The organism is Myxococcus sp. CA051A (assembly GCF_013336705.1).
Lineage (GTDB): Bacteria > Myxococcota > Myxococcia > Myxococcales > Myxococcaceae > Myxococcus > Myxococcus llanfairpwllgwyngyllgogerychwyrndrobwllllantysiliogogogochensis.
The window spans coordinates 325577-343911 of record NZ_JABUMS010000007.1; the positions used below are offsets into that span (position 1 = coordinate 325577).

The 18335-nt window shown below is 68.7% G+C and carries 15 protein-coding genes; 7 read left to right on the forward strand and 8 right to left on the reverse strand.

Annotation, left to right across the window (positions count from 1 at the left end):
• The first annotated feature begins 195 nt into the window (after positions 1–195).
• The 4 genes from HUA74_RS22025 to HUA74_RS22040 all read left to right on the forward strand — a co-directional run bounded on the left by HUA74_RS22025 (position 196) and on the right by HUA74_RS22040 (position 4912).
• Complete coding sequence (locus HUA74_RS22025; protein ID WP_174456096.1) at positions 196–1431, forward strand: MFS transporter; 1236 nt, start codon at positions 196–198, stop codon at positions 1429–1431.
• Between the two features lie 168 nt (positions 1432–1599).
• Positions 1600–2604, forward strand: coding sequence for an alpha/beta fold hydrolase (locus HUA74_RS22030; protein WP_174456097.1), 1005 nt, complete (start codon positions 1600–1602; stop codon positions 2602–2604).
• 141 nt (positions 2605–2745) lie between these two features.
• Positions 2746–4464, forward strand: a complete 1719-nt coding sequence (locus tag HUA74_RS22035; RefSeq protein WP_174456098.1) for an alkaline phosphatase D family protein — start codon at positions 2746–2748, stop codon at positions 4462–4464.
• Between the two features lie 148 nt (positions 4465–4612).
• Positions 4613–4912 (forward strand): hypothetical protein, encoded by a 300-nt coding sequence (locus HUA74_RS22040; protein WP_141648617.1) that lies wholly within the window; start codon positions 4613–4615, stop codon positions 4910–4912.
• Positions 4913–4977: 65 nt separating this feature from the next.
• Here the strand turns inward: HUA74_RS22040 and HUA74_RS22045 are convergent, their stop codons facing one another.
• Together HUA74_RS22045 and HUA74_RS22050 are read right to left on the reverse strand one after the other, a co-directional pair.
• Positions 4978–6495, reverse strand: a complete 1518-nt coding sequence (locus tag HUA74_RS22045; protein WP_174456099.1) for an insulinase family protein — start codon at positions 6493–6495, stop codon at positions 4978–4980.
• Entirely contained in the window at positions 6495–7901 is a 1407-nt protein-coding gene (locus HUA74_RS22050; protein ID WP_174456100.1) for a pitrilysin family protein, read from the reverse strand. Before HUA74_RS22050 ends, HUA74_RS22045 begins: the two co-directional genes overlap by 1 nt.
• 197 nt (positions 7902–8098) lie before the next feature.
• Here HUA74_RS22050 and HUA74_RS22055 point away from each other — a divergent pair, with 197 nt between their 5' ends.
• Positions 8099–8887 (forward strand): DUF4190 domain-containing protein, encoded by a 789-nt coding sequence (locus HUA74_RS22055; protein ID WP_174456101.1) that lies wholly within the window; start codon positions 8099–8101, stop codon positions 8885–8887.
• A 114-nt stretch (positions 8888–9001) separates the two neighbouring features.
• Positions 9002–9487 (forward strand): DUF2267 domain-containing protein, encoded by a 486-nt coding sequence (locus tag HUA74_RS22060; RefSeq protein WP_141648609.1) that lies wholly within the window; start codon positions 9002–9004, stop codon positions 9485–9487.
• An 8-nt stretch (positions 9488–9495) separates the two neighbouring features.
• On the opposite strand, the gene HUA74_RS22065 is transcribed toward HUA74_RS22060, so the two are convergent.
• The 6 genes from HUA74_RS22065 to HUA74_RS22090 all read right to left on the reverse strand — a co-directional run bounded on the left by HUA74_RS22065 (position 9496) and on the right by HUA74_RS22090 (position 17832).
• Complete coding sequence (locus HUA74_RS22065) at positions 9496–11430, reverse strand: HEAT repeat domain-containing protein (protein ID WP_371817284.1); 1935 nt, start codon at positions 11428–11430, stop codon at positions 9496–9498.
• Between the two features lie 90 nt (positions 11431–11520).
• The gene (gene dnaA, locus HUA74_RS22070; RefSeq protein ID WP_141648947.1) at positions 11521–12873 is read right to left on the reverse strand and encodes a chromosomal replication initiator protein DnaA; all 1353 of its coding nucleotides are present in this window, start codon (positions 12871–12873) and stop codon (positions 11521–11523) included.
• A gap of 258 nt (positions 12874–13131) precedes the next feature.
• Positions 13132–13416, reverse strand: a complete 285-nt coding sequence (locus HUA74_RS22075; protein WP_174456102.1) for a hypothetical protein — start codon at positions 13414–13416, stop codon at positions 13132–13134.
• Between the two features lie 3 nt (positions 13417–13419).
• Entirely contained in the window at positions 13420–13824 is a 405-nt protein-coding gene (locus HUA74_RS22080) for a hypothetical protein (protein ID WP_174456103.1), read from the reverse strand.
• Positions 13825–13839: 15 nt separating this feature from the next.
• Entirely contained in the window at positions 13840–17166 is a 3327-nt protein-coding gene (locus tag HUA74_RS22085; RefSeq protein ID WP_174456104.1) for a DUF3626 domain-containing protein, read from the reverse strand.
• A 36-nt stretch (positions 17167–17202) separates the two neighbouring features.
• The gene (locus tag HUA74_RS22090) at positions 17203–17832 is read right to left on the reverse strand and encodes a hypothetical protein (protein ID WP_174456105.1); all 630 of its coding nucleotides are present in this window, start codon (positions 17830–17832) and stop codon (positions 17203–17205) included.
• Positions 17833–18173: 341 nt separating this feature from the next.
• Here HUA74_RS22090 and rpmH point away from each other — a divergent pair, with 341 nt between their 5' ends.
• Entirely contained in the window at positions 18174–18326 is a 153-nt protein-coding gene (rpmH, locus tag HUA74_RS22095) for a 50S ribosomal protein L34 (protein ID WP_141648952.1), read from the forward strand.
• Positions 18327–18335 lie beyond the last annotated feature (9 nt).

An 18335-nucleotide genomic window follows, 5' to 3' on the forward strand; every position in this document is an offset into this window, starting at 1 on the left:
GCCTGAGCGACTGTGCCGTACGCCGCGCGCGTGAGCTGTGTCACAGCCCTGTCGAGCGAATCGTCCGCGTCGTCGTCATCCATCGCACGCTGAAGGCTGACTGCTGGGCCCACTGCGCCTCTCGTGATTGCGGCACCAAGCATGACGCGTCTCGTGGAAGCGCATCGCAGACGCGTGCGGTACAAGGGTTTCGCCGTGCGCGCACTTCGACTGCCCCATCTCTCCTCGCTTCGCGCTTTCGAACACCCCGGCTATCTCGCTGTCTGGCTGGGCGCACTCATCTCCAACATCGGCACCTGGATGGAGACGGTGGCGATGGGCGTGTACGTCACGCAGGAGACGGGCCGCGCCGAGTGGACCGGCGGCATCGTCGCCCTCGCCTTCCTTCCCTCCGTCGTGCTGTCGCCCCTGGGCGGCGCGCTCGCGGACCGCTTCGACCGCCGCGCCTACGTGGCGCTGGGCACCGGCGTGCAGCTCGCGCTGGCCGCGGTGCTCACGGTGCTCGCCTTCACCGGCCAGCTCAGCGTGCCCATCGTCGGCGTCGTCACGCTGCTCAACGGCTGCGCGAGCACGCTCACCAACCCGGCCTTCTCCGCGATGCTCGCGGAGCTCGTTCCGCCCCGTGACTTGCACAGCGCCATGAGCCTCAACTCGGCGCAGTTCAACCTGGGTCGCATCATGGGCCCGCTGCTCGCGGCGCTGGTGCTCCAGATGGGCGGCGCGCCGTGGGCGCTGTTCGTCAACACGCTGTCCTTCGTCGCGGTGCTCGTGGCGCTGTCGCGCGTGCGCATGCCCACGCGGGAAGCCGCTCGCACGAAGGAGAGCCTCTGGGCCGGCATCACCCGAGGCGTCTCCGTGGCGCGCGGGGACGAGGACATCTCCCTGGTGCTGTGGGGCACGCTGTTCGTCGCCGCGCTGGTGGCGCCCTTCATCGGCCTGGTGCCCGTCTTCGCCATCAACGTCTTCGGTCAGGGCGCCGCCGCCACGTCGCTGCTCGTCGCCTGCCAGGGCGCGGGCGCGGTGGTGGCCGCCGTCGTGGTGGGCACGCTCGCGGACGCGCTCGGTCATCGCAAGCTCCTGGGCTTCGCCGCCATGTCCATTGGCGTGGTGTCCGCGCTCTACTGGATGTCGCCCACGCTGACGGTGGCCGCCGCGGCCATCTTCGTGCTCGGCGCCAACTACCTCACGCTGATGAGCGGCCTGCACGCCTTCGCCACCTCGCGCGTCCCCCGTGAACTCCAGGCGCGCGTGAGCAGCCTGTACAGCATGGTGCTCGGCGGCGGGTACGCGGCGGGCGTCTGGGCCCTGGGCGCGCTCGCGGACCGCGTGGGCGTGCGCTTCGTCACCATCAGCGCCAGCGTCCTGTTCTTCGCCATGGTGCTGACGCTGCGGCTGCTCAGCCCGCGCAGCTTCGAGCGCTCCCCCAACTGACCTCCCGCACCCGGGGTGCCCACGCCCTCCACGATGAGGGCGTGCCCCGGTCCACCTCCGGACATGAAGGCCGGTTCAGGTGTCGAAGGCCCTGCGTCCTCGCGCCCCACGCGCTACACACGGACGCTGTCGCCGCGAGACACCGACCCCTTGCGAGGAGCCCGCTTCATGTCCGTCCGTCCCTCCCTCCTGGCCCTGACCGCCCTGCTGCTGTCGGCTCCGCCCGCCCTCGCCCAGACGAAGGGCGCCGTCGAGCCGCTCGGCACCGCGCTGGAGGGCCTGCCCTCCGCCTTCCCCGTGCAGCAGCTGCCCCTGACGGTGGAGGGCCAGGACGTGCGCATGGCCTACCTCGACGTGAAGCCCACCGCGCGCGCCAACGGGCGCACCGTGGTGCTGCTGCACGGCAAGAACTTCTTCGGCGCGTACTGGGAGGCCACCATCCGCGCCCTCACCGCCGCGGGCTATCGCGTCGTCGCGCCGGACCAGCTCGGCTTCGGCCGCTCGTCCAAGCCGGACATCCACTACAGCTTCCACACGCTCGCCTCGCTGACGAAGCAGTTGCTCGACACGTTGGGCGTGAAGCAGGCCGTCATCCTGGGCCACTCCATGGGCGGCATGCTGGCCACGCGCTTCGCCCTCATGTACCCGGAGACCACCGAGCGGCTCATCCTCGAGAACCCCATCGGCCTGGAGGACTACCGCGAGAAGGTCCCCTGGCAGCCGACGGAGGCGTACTACCGCGAGCAGCTCGCCGTGACGGAGGCGTCCACGCGCAAGTACCACCAGACGTACTACGTGAAGTGGAAGCCCGAGTATGACGTCTGGGTCCAGGTGCTCTACCGCCAGACGCTCAGCGGCGACTATCCCCGCCTGGCCCGCGTGGCCGCCGAGACGTCGCAGATGATTTACGAGCAGCCCGTGTCCCACGAGTTCCCGCTCGTGAAGCCGCGCACGCTCGTCGTCATCGGCCAGGAGGACCGCACCTTCATTGGCCGGGGCAAGGTGCCCGCCGACGTCGCCGCGACGCTCGGCCAGTTTCCCCAGTTGGGGAAGAAGACCGCCCAGGCCATTCCCCAGGCCACCCTGGTGGAGCTGCCCGCCGTGGGCCACATCCCCCACTTCGAGGCCCCCGAGAAGTTCCACGCCGCCGTGCTCGACTTCCTCGCGAAGTAGGCCCGCCTCGCCCCTCCTCCGAGCCTGTGGGCAACTTGGGGACGCAGGACACACTCCCCGCATGGGCTCCCGGCTACCGGGTTCCGGACTAGAGTCCGTGAATCCGGGGCTTACGGCCCTGGTGCAGACCGGGGGGAGCACATGAAGAAGCTGCTCGGGCCGATGCTGTACGCGAGGAATCAGCCATCCGAGGACACGTGGTCGTTCTTCGTGAACCTGTACCTCTCTGACTCGGACCCGGCGAGGCCGCCTCCGTTGCGGCTTCGCTTCCAGGGTCTCGACGGCGTGGAGGTGGCGGGTGCTGTCTCCACTCCGCCGACGTCGGTCGCGGACTTCTCCTCGTTGAACAGCCCGGCCGCCGGTGTGTTGTGGCGGTGGGAGGTGACGCTCACTCGCGAGGCCACGCCCCGGCGGGTGACGTACCGCTTCGAGCCCGGGGAAGGCTGTGCCGCGCTGGAGCAGGTGGACTTCTCCTCGCGGGGGCATGCGGTGAAGCCCTGGGGGGAGGAGGACGTGAAGACGGTGGTGGTGCCCGCGAAGGGCGCCCTGCCTCGCGCGGCCTTCTTCTCCTGCAACGGCGCGAGCGACGCGAAGACGTGGGGCTCGGTGATGCGGATGAAGCGTCCCTTCGGCTGCTGGGCGGACATGTTGGCCCAGCACGAGGAGCCAAGAGAAGGCGGCTTCGAGTTGTTGCTCGGCGGTGGAGACCAGGTGTACGCGGACTCGCTCCTGGACCATGAGCCGCTGGTGGAGTTCCGCAAGCGGGAGCTGGAGCAGAAGCTCAACCGGGACTTCGGGCCGCCTCCGGGTTTCCACGAGGAGATGCTGGCGCGCTACGTGGAGCTGTACTGCGAGCGGTGGAGCGGCTCGGCGGGACTCGCGCCCATGCTCGCGCGGGTGCCAGGCCTGTTCACCTGGGATGACCACGACATCTTCGACGGCTGGGGCTCGCACGAATCGCTGCAGTCCTGCGAGTGGTTCGAGTCCATCTACAGCGCCGCCGCGCTCGCCTTCGAGGCCTTCCAACTGGGCGAGCTGAAGACGGCGGAGAAGAAGCCCGCGAAGCGCAGGCCCTGTGACGCGCACTATCTCCAGACGCTGCATTTCGTGGGCACGGAGTGCGACGTGGACCTGGTGGCGTTGGACCTGCGCAGCGGGCGCACGTACCGCAAGCAGGTCAACGGGAAGATGGCGCACGAGGTGATGAGCGCCGGGCAATGGGACACGTTGGATGCGTGGCGACAGGAGCACGGGAAGGACGCGGGGAAGAAGTCCAGGCACGTCATCGTGCTGTCTTCCATTCCGTTGGTGCACCTGCGCTTCGGTCCCTCGGTGGAGACGCTGGGCGGCGACACGGCGCTGCACGACGACATGCTGGACCAGTGGGAGTCCGTCGCGCATCGAGGCGAGCGCATCCGGTTGATGGTGGACCTGCTCCAACTGGCGAAGGTGTCGCACTGCGCGGTGACGGTGGTGTCCGGGGACGTTCACGTGGGGGCGCGGGGGCTCATCCGCTCGCGCAATCCGGAGCACATCCCGGCGGGGCTCGCGGAGGCCGCGATTGAGCAGGTGACGTCCTCGGGCATCGTCCACCCGCCGCCCAACATTCTCCAGTTCATGGGCATGCGGCTGTTGTCGGAGGAGTCGGTGGATGACCTGCCGTCGTACATGCAGACGGAGATGCTCCCGGTGGGCAAGAGCCGCTATCTGCGCGAGCGCAATTGGTTGTCATTGAAGGTGGAGCCCGCGCGCTCGAAAGTCTCGCGTCCGAAGCTGTGGCTGCGCTGGGAGGCCGAGCACACCTCGCTCTCCATGCAGGTGGTGGTGGAGCCGCCGCCGCTCGTCTCGACGCAGACCTAGCGACCCGGGCCACCTCGCCCACCACCCAGGCGGGCGGGCCCCGCTGTCGTCGCACGGAGCTTGGTGCCCGTGGTTGTCGCTCCGACATTGAGCCCTGTGTGGAGTCGGCGTGGGGATGCACTCCGCGCCCTTCGACGAGGAGCGCGACATGGGCACGGGCAACAAGAAGAACGACCCCTCGAAGGGTGGCGGGGCTGGGGGCCACCACAAGCCGACCTTCGCGAAGGACCGCGTGGAGCGAGGTCTGGAGGCGGATGACACCCTGCCCCTCTACGCCGCGGACTCCATCCGCAGCACGCGGGAGCAGAAGTTCGCGCTCGACAGCGACGGCCCCGTCGGCGGCGACGTGCCTGACATCCGCAGCCCCATCGATGAGGCGGACGAACTGGAGCGCGAGCGGCAGGGACGCGAACGGGCCCTGGAGCGTCAGGTCGAGGAGGAGGACTGACGCCCTCGCTGAAGAGGCCCGACGCGTCCTTCGTCGACGCGCCGGGCTCGTTGCTGGACTGACGACTACGGGCGCGCGCTCGCGCTGCCCGGCTGCGTGTCCGGCTCCACCGCCATCAGCTTGCCCAGGTTGAGCGGAGACACCTGCTCCTGGATGAGCAGCGGGTCTCCCACGAGGATGATCTGCAGCGTGGCCGGGTCCAGGTACTTCTCGGCCGCGCGCTGCACGTCGGCCGCCGTGGCGGTGCGCAGCCCCTCCACGGTGCGGTTGAACTCATCCAACGGCCGGCGCTTGCGATACAGCTGCGACGCGCTGGAGCCCAGGCCCTCCACCGACTCGAAGGCGCCGGGGAAGGCGCGGATGAGGCCCTCGCGCGCGGCCGCCAGCTCCTTCTCGGTGATGGGCTTCGACTTCAGGCCATTCAACTCGCCCATCGTCTCGTTGAGCGCGGGGCCCGTCACGTCCGCGCGCACCGACGTATAGGCCGTGAGCGGACCGACGCCCAGGCGCGCATCCGTGCTCGCCCCCGCGCCGTAGCTGTAGCCCTTGGCCTCGCGCAGGTTCATGTTGAGCCGGCTGCCGAAGAAGCCGCCGAACACGGTGGTGGCCAGCTCCAGCGAGTACTCGTCCGGATTGCCCGCGGCGATGGCGGGACGGCCCAGCATCATCACCGTCTGGTCCAGGCCGGGCTTGGGCACCACGTACACCATCTGGCGCGCGGGAGTGGACGGCGCGGGCGGCGCGGCGGGCGGAGTCGCGGGCGCCTTCCATGCACCGAAGTGCTGCTTCGCGAAGGCCACGGCCTCGTCCAGCGAGATGTCACCCGTCAGCACGAGCGCCGCGGCGGCCGGGCCCACGTGCTTCTTGTAGAAGCCCTGGATGTCCTCCAGCGAGAGCGCCTGCACGGTGTCGGGCATGCCCGCGGACGTGTGCCCGTACGGGTGCGTGCTCCCGAAGACGGAGGACAGGAAGACAATCTGCCCCAGCGCGCTGGGCTGACCCAGCCGGCGCACCAGGTCCGCGAGCTGCTGCTTCTTGCGCCGCTCGAAGGCCTTGGGAGCGAAGGTGGGCCGCAGGGTGACGTCCGCCAGCAGGGCCAGCGCGGCATCCACGTTGCGCGTCAGCACGCGCACGCCCACCTGCGCGCCATCCGGAGACACCTCCTGGAAGGCGGACACGCCCAGGTCCGAGAAGGCGTTGTCCAACGCCACCGTGTCGCGGGTGCCCGCGCCCTCCAGCAGCATGCGGTACGTCAGGTCGGCGAGGCCCTTCTTGCCCACCGGGTCCTGCGCGCTGCCCGCGGCGAAGGTGACGCCCGCGAAGACGAGCGGCAGCTCACGCCGGGTGCTCACCAGCACGGTCAGCCCGTTGTCGAGCGTCGCCTTCTGGAAGGTGGGCAGCACCAGCTCCGGAGGCTTGCCCGGCTGGGGCGGCGTCGCGCGGAAGGCCTCCGCGTCGGCGGGCGCCGCGGGGTTCGGGGACTGGGGGGCGGCGGTGCCCTGGGGCTCGGTCGTCGAGGGCTTCTGCTGGCTGGCGCAGCCCGCGAGCGAGACGGCGACGAGGGCGGTGATGAGGCGGCGCATCAGTGGCGCTCCTTCGGTTCGACGGGTGCCTGCTTCCGGGCGGGAGGCACGGCGTGGAGGATGACGCGAGCATCGGGGCGCAGCGTGTCGCGAGCGAACAGCTTCACGGACTCGGGCGTCACTGTCTCGTAGCGCGCCAGGTCCTGCGCCACGTAGCTGGGCTCACCGACGAAGTGGTTGTAGTTCTGCAGCACGTCCGCCTTGCCACCGAAGCCGCCGATGGACTGGAGGCCCGCCAGCGTGCGCGTGTCATAGCGGGTGCGGGCGCGCTGGATTTCCTCCGGGGTGATGCCGTTGCGACGGATGTCTTCCAGCACCGCGTCCACTTCCTTGAGCAGCGCGTCCGTGGAGACGCCGGGCCGGGCCACCACGTCGAGCGTGAAGACCGACTGCGCGCCCTGGCTCTGCTGGGTGACGTTGACGCTCTGGGCAAGCTGCTTGTCCAACACCAGCCGGCGGTAGAGGCGGCTGGCCTTGCCGGTGCCGAGCGCCGTGGCCAGCACGTCCGCGGTGGCGTCCCCGTCCTCGAAGTACCCGGGCGACAGCCACTGGATGGACAGCAGGGGCAGCGTGGCCACGCGCTCCTCGTGGCGGATGACCACGGGCTGCGCGAGCTTCACCGAGGCGACCTCGGGCTTCGTCGGCTTGGGGTGGCTGGGCAGCGAGCCGAAGTACTTCTCGATGAGGGCCTTCGTCTTCGCCACGTCGAAGTCACCGACGACGGCGAGCGTGGCGTTGGACGGCGCGTACCACTTGCGGAAGAAGTCCTTCACGTCCTCCGGCGTGGCCGCGTCCAGGTCCTTCATCGAGCCGATGACGTCACCGTGGTACGGGTGCGGCAGGGGGAACAGCGCGTGCCAGGACGCCTCGCGGGCGAGGCCATAGGGGGCCGTCTCGGTGCCCTGGCGGCGCTCGTTCTTCACCACCTCGCGCTGGGTGGCGAGCTTCTCCGGGGAGAGCGCGTCGAGCAGGAAGCCCATGCGGTCGCTCTCCAGCCAGAGGGCGGTCTCCAGGTGGTGGGTGGGCACCGTCTCGAAGTAGTTGGTGCGGTCGAAGCTGGTGGTGCCGTTGAGGTCGGTGGCGCCCAACTGTTCGAGCATGGAGATGTGCACGTCATCGGCCACGTTGCGCGAGCCCTGGAACATCATGTGCTCGAAGAGGTGGGCGAAGCCGGTGCGGCCGGGCTGCTCGTGGTAGGCGCCGACGTGGTACCAGACGTTGACGGAGACGACGGGCAGCTTGCGGTCGACGGAGAGGATGACCTCCAAGCCGTTGGGCAGCGTGTACTTCTCGTAGGGGATGGCGACCGCTTCGCGACCGGGCTCCAGCGGCTTCGCCTCTTGTGCTGAGAGGGCGAGTGCCGGGAGCCCGAAGACGACGAGGGCTGCGGCGACGAGGGCCTTCATTCGGGACAAGGTTCCTCCGGGGCTTCCGTGCCAGGGACTCACCTCTCGCGCTTAGCACGCGTCCCTCGCCGGGTGGGCAAGGAATGACAAGCGGAATGGGCGGCGGGTGGCAACTGTTGAGGGCCGGCTCCGAGCGGGATGAGGTGTCCGTTGACTCGCGTCCCAAGCGCGCGGCGCTCCATGAGACACTGGAGCGCATGGTTTCCTTGGTCGGTGTCACGCCTCGCTGCGCTCTCCACCCGGAGGTGGAGGCAGGGGGGACGTGTCAGCGCTGCGGCGGCTTCGTCTGTGAGGAGTGCTCCACGTGGGTGATGGGCGTGCTGTATTGCGCGGCCTGCTCCCTCCGCCCGGAGGTGAACTACCTGGAGACCTTCCGGCTGAAGCTCTGGGGGCGGCGCGACACGAATGCGTGGCTGGTGGGAGTCGGGACGCTGGCGGTGCTCGCGGGCGTGCTGACGGCCTTGTTGCAAGGCGTCTGGCCCATGGCGCTGGTGCTGCTCGGCGCCGCGGTCGTGGGTGGGGCGTTCTACCTGGGACAGCGCTGGGCGAGGACGGCCCTGGTCTTCACGCCGGTGGTCGCGGGCGTGGCGGGCGCGGCGATGTTCGGCCCCGCGCTGCTCGTGGGCGGGTTCCTGCTTTTCGTCACCGCGTTGCAAATCTTCCTCGACACGAGGAACCGGCTCTTCTTCCGCGTGGACGTGTCGGAGAAGGAGCTGCGACGGTTGTGGGATTTGCGGGTCAACAACCCGATGGCGAGACATGCGCTGTCGTTGGGGTTCACGACGTTCATCTTTCCGGTGCTGGGGCCCGTGGCGGTGGTCTTCGGCCTCATCGCCTTGCGGAAGGTGGATTCGCGAGCGCGGCCTCCCATCGGTAAGGGGTGGCAGGCGGTGGCGGGCATCCTGCTGGGGGTCGGGGGCACGGTGCTGTGGTTGCTGCTCTTCGGGCCGCTCGTGAAGGGCTTCCTGGAGCGGCTTCCCGCCTGAGTGCCGGCCCGCCGCCCCGGCGCGCGGCGGGGGCATGCTGTCTTCTGGGAGGGAGGTGTCCACGGTGAGTGGGTGGGAGTCAGCCACCACACCCGGACAGGGGAGGGCCACGACATGGCGAATGAAAACGAGGGACGACCAGAGGCAGGCGAGCGCCCGAGCACGTCGACGGAGGAGCTGCGAGCGAAGCGGCGCGAGTCGAGGACGTCGCGGACGTACACGCTCTTCTTGAGGGACCTGGAGGCGAAGGCGGGAGTCGACCGTCCGCTCGCGGAGCGGGCCGCGGAGTCGGTGCTCTGCACGCTGGAGCAGCGGTTGATGGGCCAGGAGGTGGAGCACCTGGAGGCGCAGTTGCCGCAGAAGGTGAGGGACTTGTTGCAGCGCTGCCCGCGACACGAGGGCCTGCCTCCCCGCAAGTTCAAGATGCTGGAGTTCCTCCAGATGGTCTCCGACGACCTGGACACAACGCCGAACGAAGCGGAGCGCCTCACGCGCGCAGTGTTCGCCACGGTGCGAGCGCATATTTCCGAGGGAGAGGCCGAGGATGTGATTGGCCAGCTCCCCGCGGACCTGCGCGCGCTGTGGGTTCCGGAGGCGTGAGCCGCGCCCTACTCCGCGAGCAGTGATGAAGCCAGACGTCTCACGTCCTCGGAGTCATCGCGGGCGACCACGTCGCGCAAGAGCTCACCGGCCAGGTGCTCCACGGTGAGCAGTGTCCCCAGCATCCGCACCACCTCGGCGCGGACCTGGGGCTCGGGCTCCGCACGCAACACCTGCGCCACCGCGCGCAGGTGCGGACCGGCCACGCGCCGCGAAATCATCACCGCCGCCTGCACGCGCACCCGCGCCTCCGGGTCCTCCAGCAGCACCGTGTCCAACAACACATCCACATCCGCGCCCGCCATCGCCCCCAACGCCTCCGTGGCCACCACGCGAACCTCCACCGAGCGGTGAGCCAGCGCCGTGCGCGCATACTCCAACCCTCGAGCCGAGCCCGTCCGCGCCAGCGCCCGCAAGCACGTCTCCACATCCAGCCGTTTCGTCTCGCAGCGCCCCATCAACCCATCGAGCACCCCGAGCGCCTGTCCAGGCTCCGAGCGCTCCAACCCCTTCGCCACCGAACCGAGCGCGAGCACCACCGCGCGCTTCAGCTCGCCTTCCTTCGTCGCTCCCACGGCCCGAGCCAACGCTTGCGTCAACTCCGCCGACGGCCGCGCCACCTTCCCCGCCGCCGTGGCCACCAACGCCCGTGTCGTCACCCTCAGCCGTGATTCCCCCAGCAGCCGGGCCAGCTCCCGCTGTGCCTCCGGAGTCCCCGCGCTCCCCAGCGCGTCCAACACCTGAGCCACCCCGCCGTCTTGCGCCGCCGCCACCCGCCGCACGCGCCGCGCCGCCAACACCGCCTTCGTGGGCAGCAGTCGGAACAGCGCCGCCAGTCGCTCCCGGGCCTGAAGCAACTCCTGCTCCCGCGTCTCCGTCTCCAGCACGCCGAGCAGGACCTCCAGCGTCGCATCCCCCACCAGCCGACGGTCCCCCTCCACCGTCGCCGCCCCCATGCGCGCGGACTCCATCGCCGACAGGGGTTCCGCGTGCAGCCGGCTCCGGGACTCTCGAAACACTCGCATCGACAGCGATGTCCGACGCGGCGTCTCCAGTCGAGTCAGCGCCACCCGGGTCTCCGCGCGCGTCTGGGGCAGTCCCGTCGCGCCGCCTCCCAGCTCCACCACGTCCGAGCCCGTCACCTCTCGCAAGAGCCCGTCCTCGTCGAGCATGAAGTCCAGGTGCCCCCGCAGCCGAGGCACCACCAGGCCCGGACCCCGAGGCCCCGTCGGCGCCCACAACGGCAGCGCCGTCCGCAGGTAGCGCCGCTTCGTCTTCACGTACGTGTTCGCGCTGCCCCCCGCGCGGTACTCCGACTCGTAGTCCCCGGTGGTGTCCGTCTCCTCCGTGCTCCAGCTCCGCCCGTCCTCCGCCACGAACTGGGTGGCCGCCAGCAGCAAGCGCACGAACCGCCTCTCCCTCTCGGCCAGCTCTCCGTCGAAGTGCACCGAGAGCACGCGTCCACGGGGGTCCTGGGCCACGTACACGGGCCGCTCGAAGCGCGAACGAAAGGCGCGCAGTTCGTCTTCGCCGAGTGGCTCCTCCACCTCCACCCGCGAGGGCTCCACCCGAGCGGAGAAGAAGTGCTGCCCTCCCTCCTCGCCCAGATACGTCAGCTCCAGCACTCCGCTCCAGCCGGTGTGCCGCCAGGTGCGTCCCGTCTCCGCGCCGGGGAGCTGCTCGGCCGAACGCGCATCCAGGTCGAACGAGTATCGGTGTTCCAGGCCGGGCGTCAGCACGCGTTGTCGGCCTCGCTTCCCGGGTGGGACTGTCTTTGGGACAGCGGTGGGAAGGGGCTCGTCGGAGCGCGGTGCGGGGTGGCTCACCGAGATGACCTGGGTGGGCGCGGACGGCTTCCAGCCTCGCTGCGCCTCGAAGCTCCACAGGGCCATCACCGCCAGCAAGACGATGAGGGGCACCAGGCTCTTCAGGCGAGGGGACACGGCACCTGGGATACGGAGCCACCCCCCATTCCTGGTCGTCGGCCCGGCGTGACGCGGTGCCTCAACCCGGGGAGGAGGAAGACCGAACGCTCACTGACCGCCGAGCCGCAGCTCCAGCTCCGCCAGCTCCCGCTTCACGGTGGGGTCCGACTCCCGCAGCCCCTCCACCTTGCGCACGGCGGAGATGACGGTGGAGTGGTCCTTGCTGAAGCGGGACGCAATCTCCGGGTAGGAGCTCTTGGTCAGCTTGCGGCTCAGGTACATGGCCACCTGCCGCGCATGCGCCAGGGCCTTGTGACGGCGGTCTTCCTTCAACGACTCCACCGTGACTTTGTAGAAGCGAGCCACCTCGCGCTGGATGGCTTCCACGTCCACCACGTTCTGCGCGGGGAGGATGTCGCGCAGCACCTCCGCGGCGAACTCCTCCGTCACCGGCTGGCGCGTCAGACTGTGCACCGCGGACAGCTTCACCAGCGCGCCTTCGAGCTCACGCACGTTCTTCTGGATGTGCTTGGCGATGAAGTGCGCCACCGAGTCCGGCAGGTCCAGGTTCTCCGTCAGGGCCTTCTTCTGGAGGATGGCCACCCGCGTCTCGTACGTGGGCTCGCGGATGTCTGTCATCAACCCCATGGTGAAGCGACTGCGCAGCCGCTCCTCCAGGCCCGGAATCTCCGCGGGCACCGTGTCGCTGGTGAGGATGATGGCCTTGCCCAGCTCGTAGAGCGTGTTGAAGGTGTAGAAGAACTCCTTCTGCGTCTCCTCGCGCTTGCCCAGGAACTGGATGTCGTCGATGAGCAGCACGTCGCACTCTTCCCGGAACTTCCGCCGGAAGTCCGTCATGCGGTGCTCGCGAACGCTCTCCACGTACTCGTTGGTGAACTGCTCGCTCGACAGGAACACCACCCGCTGCGTGGGGTCCTTCTCCCAGATGTGATTGCCCACCGCCTGCAGCAGGTGCGTCTTCCCTAGACCGGTGCCGCCGTAGATGTAGAGCGGGTTGTAGTGGTGGCCCGGCTTGTCGGACACGGCCTGCGCCGCCGCGGCGGGGAGCTGGTTGCTGTCCGCCACCACGAAGGTGTTGAACGTGAAGCGGCTGTTCAGCCTCGAAGGACGGCCAATGCTCACCTTCACGGTGGGTGTGGGCGGGAAGAAGCCTTCCGGGACAAGTCCCTCCACCACTTCGTAGGCGACGGAGACGAGTCCGTCACCCAACCGGGCCAGGTGTCCTTCGAGCAATCCGCGGTAGTGGTCATCCACCCAGTCGCGGAAGAAGCGATCCGGAACACCGAGGACGAGCGCCCCGTCACGGACCTCCAGCGCGCGAACCCGGTCCAACCACTGGAGCGCGTACTGACGGCCTTCCTGACGGATGGCCTCCAGCATCTTGTTCCAGAGAATTCCAGCACTTGGAATGGAGGGTGCGGCCTGAGCGAGGGCGTTCAAGTGTGTCTCAACCGTGCAAAGCGGAGGGAGTTGCGAGCGTCTGGCGGTGCTAACAGACGCTTCCGGGTGGATCAAGCTACCGACCCAAAGCGGCGCCGTTGAAGGATCTTTTCCGAGTCCGGATGATCGGCAACGGCCATGCCGCCCCGGCGCGATTGTGGAGATCCGCCCGACGCCCCCCAACCGCTGGGGTTCCCCTGTCCCGACTTGACTGTGGGTACGGAATGCAAAAGGGCGCGGTTTCGCGCGTGCGCGCCCTCAGGGGCTCCCGGTGGATCCGCTGGAGGGCACCACGCCCAGCGCTTCGTGGCTCTGGGCATCCAGCTCCGGGAAGCAGAGGTGACACGGCCCTGGGGGCAGTCCGCCGACGCGCGCGAAGCCCCGCGCATCCGTGCGTCCCTTTCGCTGGGTGCCGTCCGCGAGGATGACGATGAAGCGCTCGTTGGCGATGGGCATGTCGTTCTCTCCCACGAGTTCGAGCTCCACCCAGCCCTCTTCCAGGGGGCACGCCTGCACCGCGGCACTGTTGTCTTCGAGGCCCATGTCCTAGGTCCCTCCGTTCCTGAAGCGCTGTCGTGTCTGGGCGTTGCGTTCTTCGCGCTGCTTCCTACGCGTCGCCTCCAGGTGCAGGCGGCGCATCCGCTCGTGCGGCTCGGTGACGTCCGCGTCATCGAGCATCTGCGAGGCCCAGCGCAGCTCGGGACGTGACTCGAAGTCGAGCCCGTGCATCGCCGTCACATCCACGTACCAGGTGAGGCCCTGTCTGGACGTGAGCGAGCGCGCCTTCGCCTGACTCAGGCCCTCTCTCACGTGCGCCGCGAGCGCCGCGTCGTCCAAGGCTCGCAGCTCCTCGGGGAAGTGGCGCCGCAGGTGCTCGCGCAGGTCCGCTTCGAAGCGCTGCTCCGAGACGGCGCCGAGCACTCTCAGCTGGTTCTCTCGAATGGTCAGCATGGGCGAGGGCATCCGTTAGAGCGTGGACTCCGCTTCGGAGCTGGGGAGCTTCGAGTCGGGAGGCTTCGAGTCGGGAGGCTTCGAGTCGGGAGGCTTCGAGTCGGACACGGGGAGCTTCGGCTTCGGAGGCGCCTTGTGGTGCTGTGCGCCGGAGAGCTTTCCGGTGACGGTCCGCGCGCCGAGGGGGTTCTGTTGTTTCATCGCGTCGTCCCGAGTGGCGAAGACCTCGAAGCTCTCGTCGCTCACGTAGCGCACGGGGATGCCGCCGGGGCGCTCGTCGGTGGCCCACAGTTGAGCGAAGGCGAGCAGCTTCGCGTCGAAGGCGCCCCAGTCCCAGACCTTCTCCTCGCTCTTGTACGCGTCGCGGCTCGCCGGGTTCACGCTGATGCGAATCTCCTCCACGTCGTGGGCCCACTCGACGAGCCCGTGGATGTGGGCCTCGATGTAGGGGATGGCGGCCTTCTTCTGGGCCGCCCTGCGCAGGCCGTCGTTCTGTCCCCGCCCGGCGGCGTAGAGCTTCAGGTGGTCTTCCTGGAAGCGCAGGCCGCTGATCTGCTTCAAGAGGGTGAACGGGTGGGTGGGCGTGCAGAGGTCGTCGGGGAACACGCCCACGCTGAAGGTGTCGTTGTGCGTGAGGGTGATGCGCCGCCAGAGGTGGGGCTTGAGGATGTAGGCCGCATCGCCGTACTTGGGGCACGCGCCGGACGTCGTCTGCGCCAGGTTGATGGCGGCGTACTTGGGTCGGCGCGCGCGGTCGAAGCCAGGGGACTCGCAGGGGGTCTGGTACTGGACCTTGAAGCGCTCGGCGTTGTCGCGAGGCACCGAGTCCGTGCTCGCGCCCACGCGCTGCTTGCCCGTCTTGAAGAAGATCTCCCAGTACTGGGCCAGGTGCGCCGGCAGCTTCGTGCCCCGGTCCACCGCGTCGATGACCTTCTCCAGGTCATCGCAGTTGAGGTTCGCCGTGAGCTGGAACTGCACCAAATCCCGGCCGAAGTTCTCGACGGTGTAGTCCGTGGAGCCCGTGGTGTTGAAGGCCGTCAGGGCCTCGGTGGCGAGGGCGTGGTCGCGCGTCACGCGCTCGATGGTGTTGATGCGCGCGCGGACCAGCACCAGGCGCTCCTCGGGCGTGAGCTTCAGGAACTGGGCGTCCTTCGGGTCGAAGCAGGCGTGGAAGTAGTACTGGTAGAAGAAGGGAAAGGACCGAGGCTTCTGGACGATGGCCTCGATGAGCACCGATTCGTGGGCCTCGAAGTAGCCGCCGAACTGCTTCGTCACGCCCCGGAAGGACTTGAGCCCTTCCTCGAAGTGGACCCTCCCTGGCCCCCCGGGCTTGCCGTCGTCTCCGTCTTCGGGCGGCACGGCGATCTTCTCGGTGATGTGGACGAACCAGGCCGCGTCCGCGATGAGCTGCTCGCGGAACTCCTGCTTGCGTCCCTCCGCCAGCTTCACCCTGTCCAGCCGCTCATCGGTCAGGAACAGCAGTCGCTCTGGCAGGAACTTCTTGTTGTTGAGGACGCGGTGGATTTCGAGCGTGTCCGCGTCGTGGACAATCTGCTCGTTGAGGTCTCCCAGCCTCGGGGGCTTGGGCTCATCCGTGCGAGCGGTGTTCTTCGCGTCGCCCTTCTTCGCGGAGCGGCTGTCCACCTTGCTCACGGTGATGACCTTCGGGACGGAGACGCCCTTCTCCTCCGGGGGCTTCGGCTTCTCCTTGCGCTCGTCGTCGTTCTGCTCGTTCTTGACGATCATCCTCGCGACGTAGGCGGCGTACTCGTTCCCGTAGCCGGACTCGCGCAGGTAGTAGAAGCAGTTGCGCGCGCTCTCGTGCTCCCAGACGTCCTTGCCTGAGCTGGCGCGGGCGCAGTCATGCATGCCGATGCCGTAGGCGATGGCGGAGATGTCCACCTCATCCAGCTCGGGCTCGGGCATCCGCGCGAGGGCTTCGTCGCGTTGCCCGTCGTCATTGGCTGGTTTGGTGCGCAAGCTCTCCGGTCGCGTGTCCCCGGGCAGGAAGCGCGGCTGGCCATGGCGCAGGTAGAAGTTCGCCATGGCCATGCCGAGTATCAGGCTGCGCGCGATGTGCTGGTGGTTGTGGTGGAAGTCGGGAACGTTCTGCTCGTAGTGCGCCAGGAGCGTGTTCATGTCCTGGCGCTGGAACTGGAAGAAGGTGGGCTGGAAGCCCTCCGCGGGCACGCGCTTGAGGAGGCTCTGCGTCCGGTCCGTCTGGATGGCCTCGGAGTCGTCTGGATGGAGTCGGGGCTCCAGCGTGAAGCCGCCCTTCTCCACATAGGTGGAGTACTTGGAGACGAACCCGCCCCCCTTGGGCTTCCGGGGTGAGGGGACGCTCGACGACTCACCGAGCACCTCCCAGAGGGTCCGTCCTTCGTCCACCAGGGTCATCAGGCTCTCGGCGCGCTCGCCGTTGATGACCGTCAGCGCGCTCGGGCTGGTGTGGATGAAGCACTTGGTGAAGTCCCGGTCGTTGTTCGTCGCGAGCAGCAGGGCCGTCTTGAGCTTCTTCTTCCGGCTGCTCTTCGTGCTCATCAGCGACTTCTTGAGGATGACGTCCGAGTCGCTCTTCTTCGTGGGCTCGGGAGGCTTGCGCTCCTTCCGGGCAGACGACTCGCCCCCGAGCGGAGGCGGTGGCTGGGCCAGGGGCGCGGGCGGAAAGAGGGGCTCGAGCGCCCTCAACATCTGTCCCCGCAGCAGGTCGCAGCTCGCGCTGGTGATGAGGCCGAGCTGGTTCGCGGAGAGCGTCTGCCCCGCGCGCATCAGGGCCCGGGCGAACTGGATGACGTAGAGGCCGCAGTTGTAGCCATCCTCCTGACGCTCGACGTCCGCGGAGGTCGTGAAGTCGAGCGCCCGGGAGAGATAGCCCTTCGCGTGGAGCTTCTGGATGAGGGCCCGGGCCGCGCCCGCGTTGCTCTCCCCCAGGGAGTCGTAGTGCACGAAGGCGCGGGTCGCCGCGGAGAAGACGAGCAGGCTCCAGTGGGTCTCCTCGGTGTTGACGGGAAAGAGGAGCACCGGCGCGTCCTTCGGCAGCTGGGTGGTCGCCAGGTCCAGGTGCCGCGCGGCGCCCAGCTCCGCGCCCAGGGAGTTGCCGAAGGCCTCGTCATCCCCGTCCTTGCCCGCCTTGACCACGGAGGGGGAAATCCACATCACCTGGTGGGCGTTCAGCGCCCCCAGCCCGTCGTCGTAGCCGGTGACGCCGTGGTCGATGAGGGTGTCCGTCATCCAGCCGGTGTCTTCACGCAACTGGAAGAGGTCGTAGCGGCTCAGGAGGTTCCGCGTGGCGCGCAGAACGGTTGCGTCACTGTCGATGTAGAGAATCCACTCGTGGGCCATGAGGGCTTTCGCGGGCGCGATGTTGGACGGTGAAGGTCAGGAGCCGTGGATGGCGATGAGCTGGGTGCGCGTGCGGTCGTCGACGGTGGTGACGCGCTCGTACGCGTCGTCGTCACACGCGAGCAGGTCCTCCGGCGTCAGCTCCAGGCCGCAGTGCTCGCGCTTGAAGGCGATGACGGCGACGGCGAGCTCGTCCTCGTCCCCTTCGACGTCCAGGTAGCCCAGGTTGATGAGCCGCTGGCGCACGCCGCTGGCCTCCGTGGCCGGGTCCAACCGGCTCAGCTTCAACTCGTAGCGCTCCTCCCCCTCCAGCTCGAGCGTGGCCTGCTGGCTGCCCGGCATGACCCAGAACGTGACGTCCCCGTCGGGCCCGGTGGTGCCGGAGAGGGCCTCACCGTCGACCTCCAGGAGGTACCGGGCGTCCTTTCGGGGCTCCGAGCCGCTCAGGAGCCGCACCTGGACCTGCACGGGCACGCCCTTGCGGCGGAAGCAGTAGCGTTTGCCCGTCTGGGCGGCGTGGCGGACCTGCTGGAGGGCGGGAATCGTCAGGACATCGCCGGCCAGGAGCACATTGGGGTCCTGGCGCAGTTCACGGAGTTCAGCGTTTCCCGGGTCATTCCAGATGGCCTCGGGGAGCAGGCCGTAGCGAGCCGCGATGTCATTCAAGCACTCATGTTCCTGGGCGACATGCACCTGGGGCATCACCCGACTCTAACGCGGCGCGAAAGGTCGTTTGAGCGCATTGCAGGGCTTGGCGGAAGTTCCGAGCCCCGGGGTGATCGGCCGGGCAGCCTGGACTTCCGTTTCCGGACCCATGTAGGCAGGCAGGCGCCCCCTCTGTGGGCAGGGGGCGACGGTTTCGTTCCCAGGATCGGGAAAATGGGGCGGGTGGAGGTGATCCTCCGTTGACTTACCCTGGAAATGGGGTATGCCCCCGGCCCTTTCCCTAGTTCAGGTCGCGCCGGAGCAGCAGGAGGCGCCGCCTTCATCATCAAGGAGTTCGAGCCGTGTCCAAGCGCACGTACCAGCCGTCGAAGCTGCGCCGCAACCGCACCCACGGGTTCCGCAAGCGCAACGCCACCAAGTCCGGCCGGGATGTCCTCAAGCGCCGCCGCGCGAAGGGCCGCAAGCGGCTGGTCGTGTCGGCTGCGAAGAAGTAAGCGAGTCCG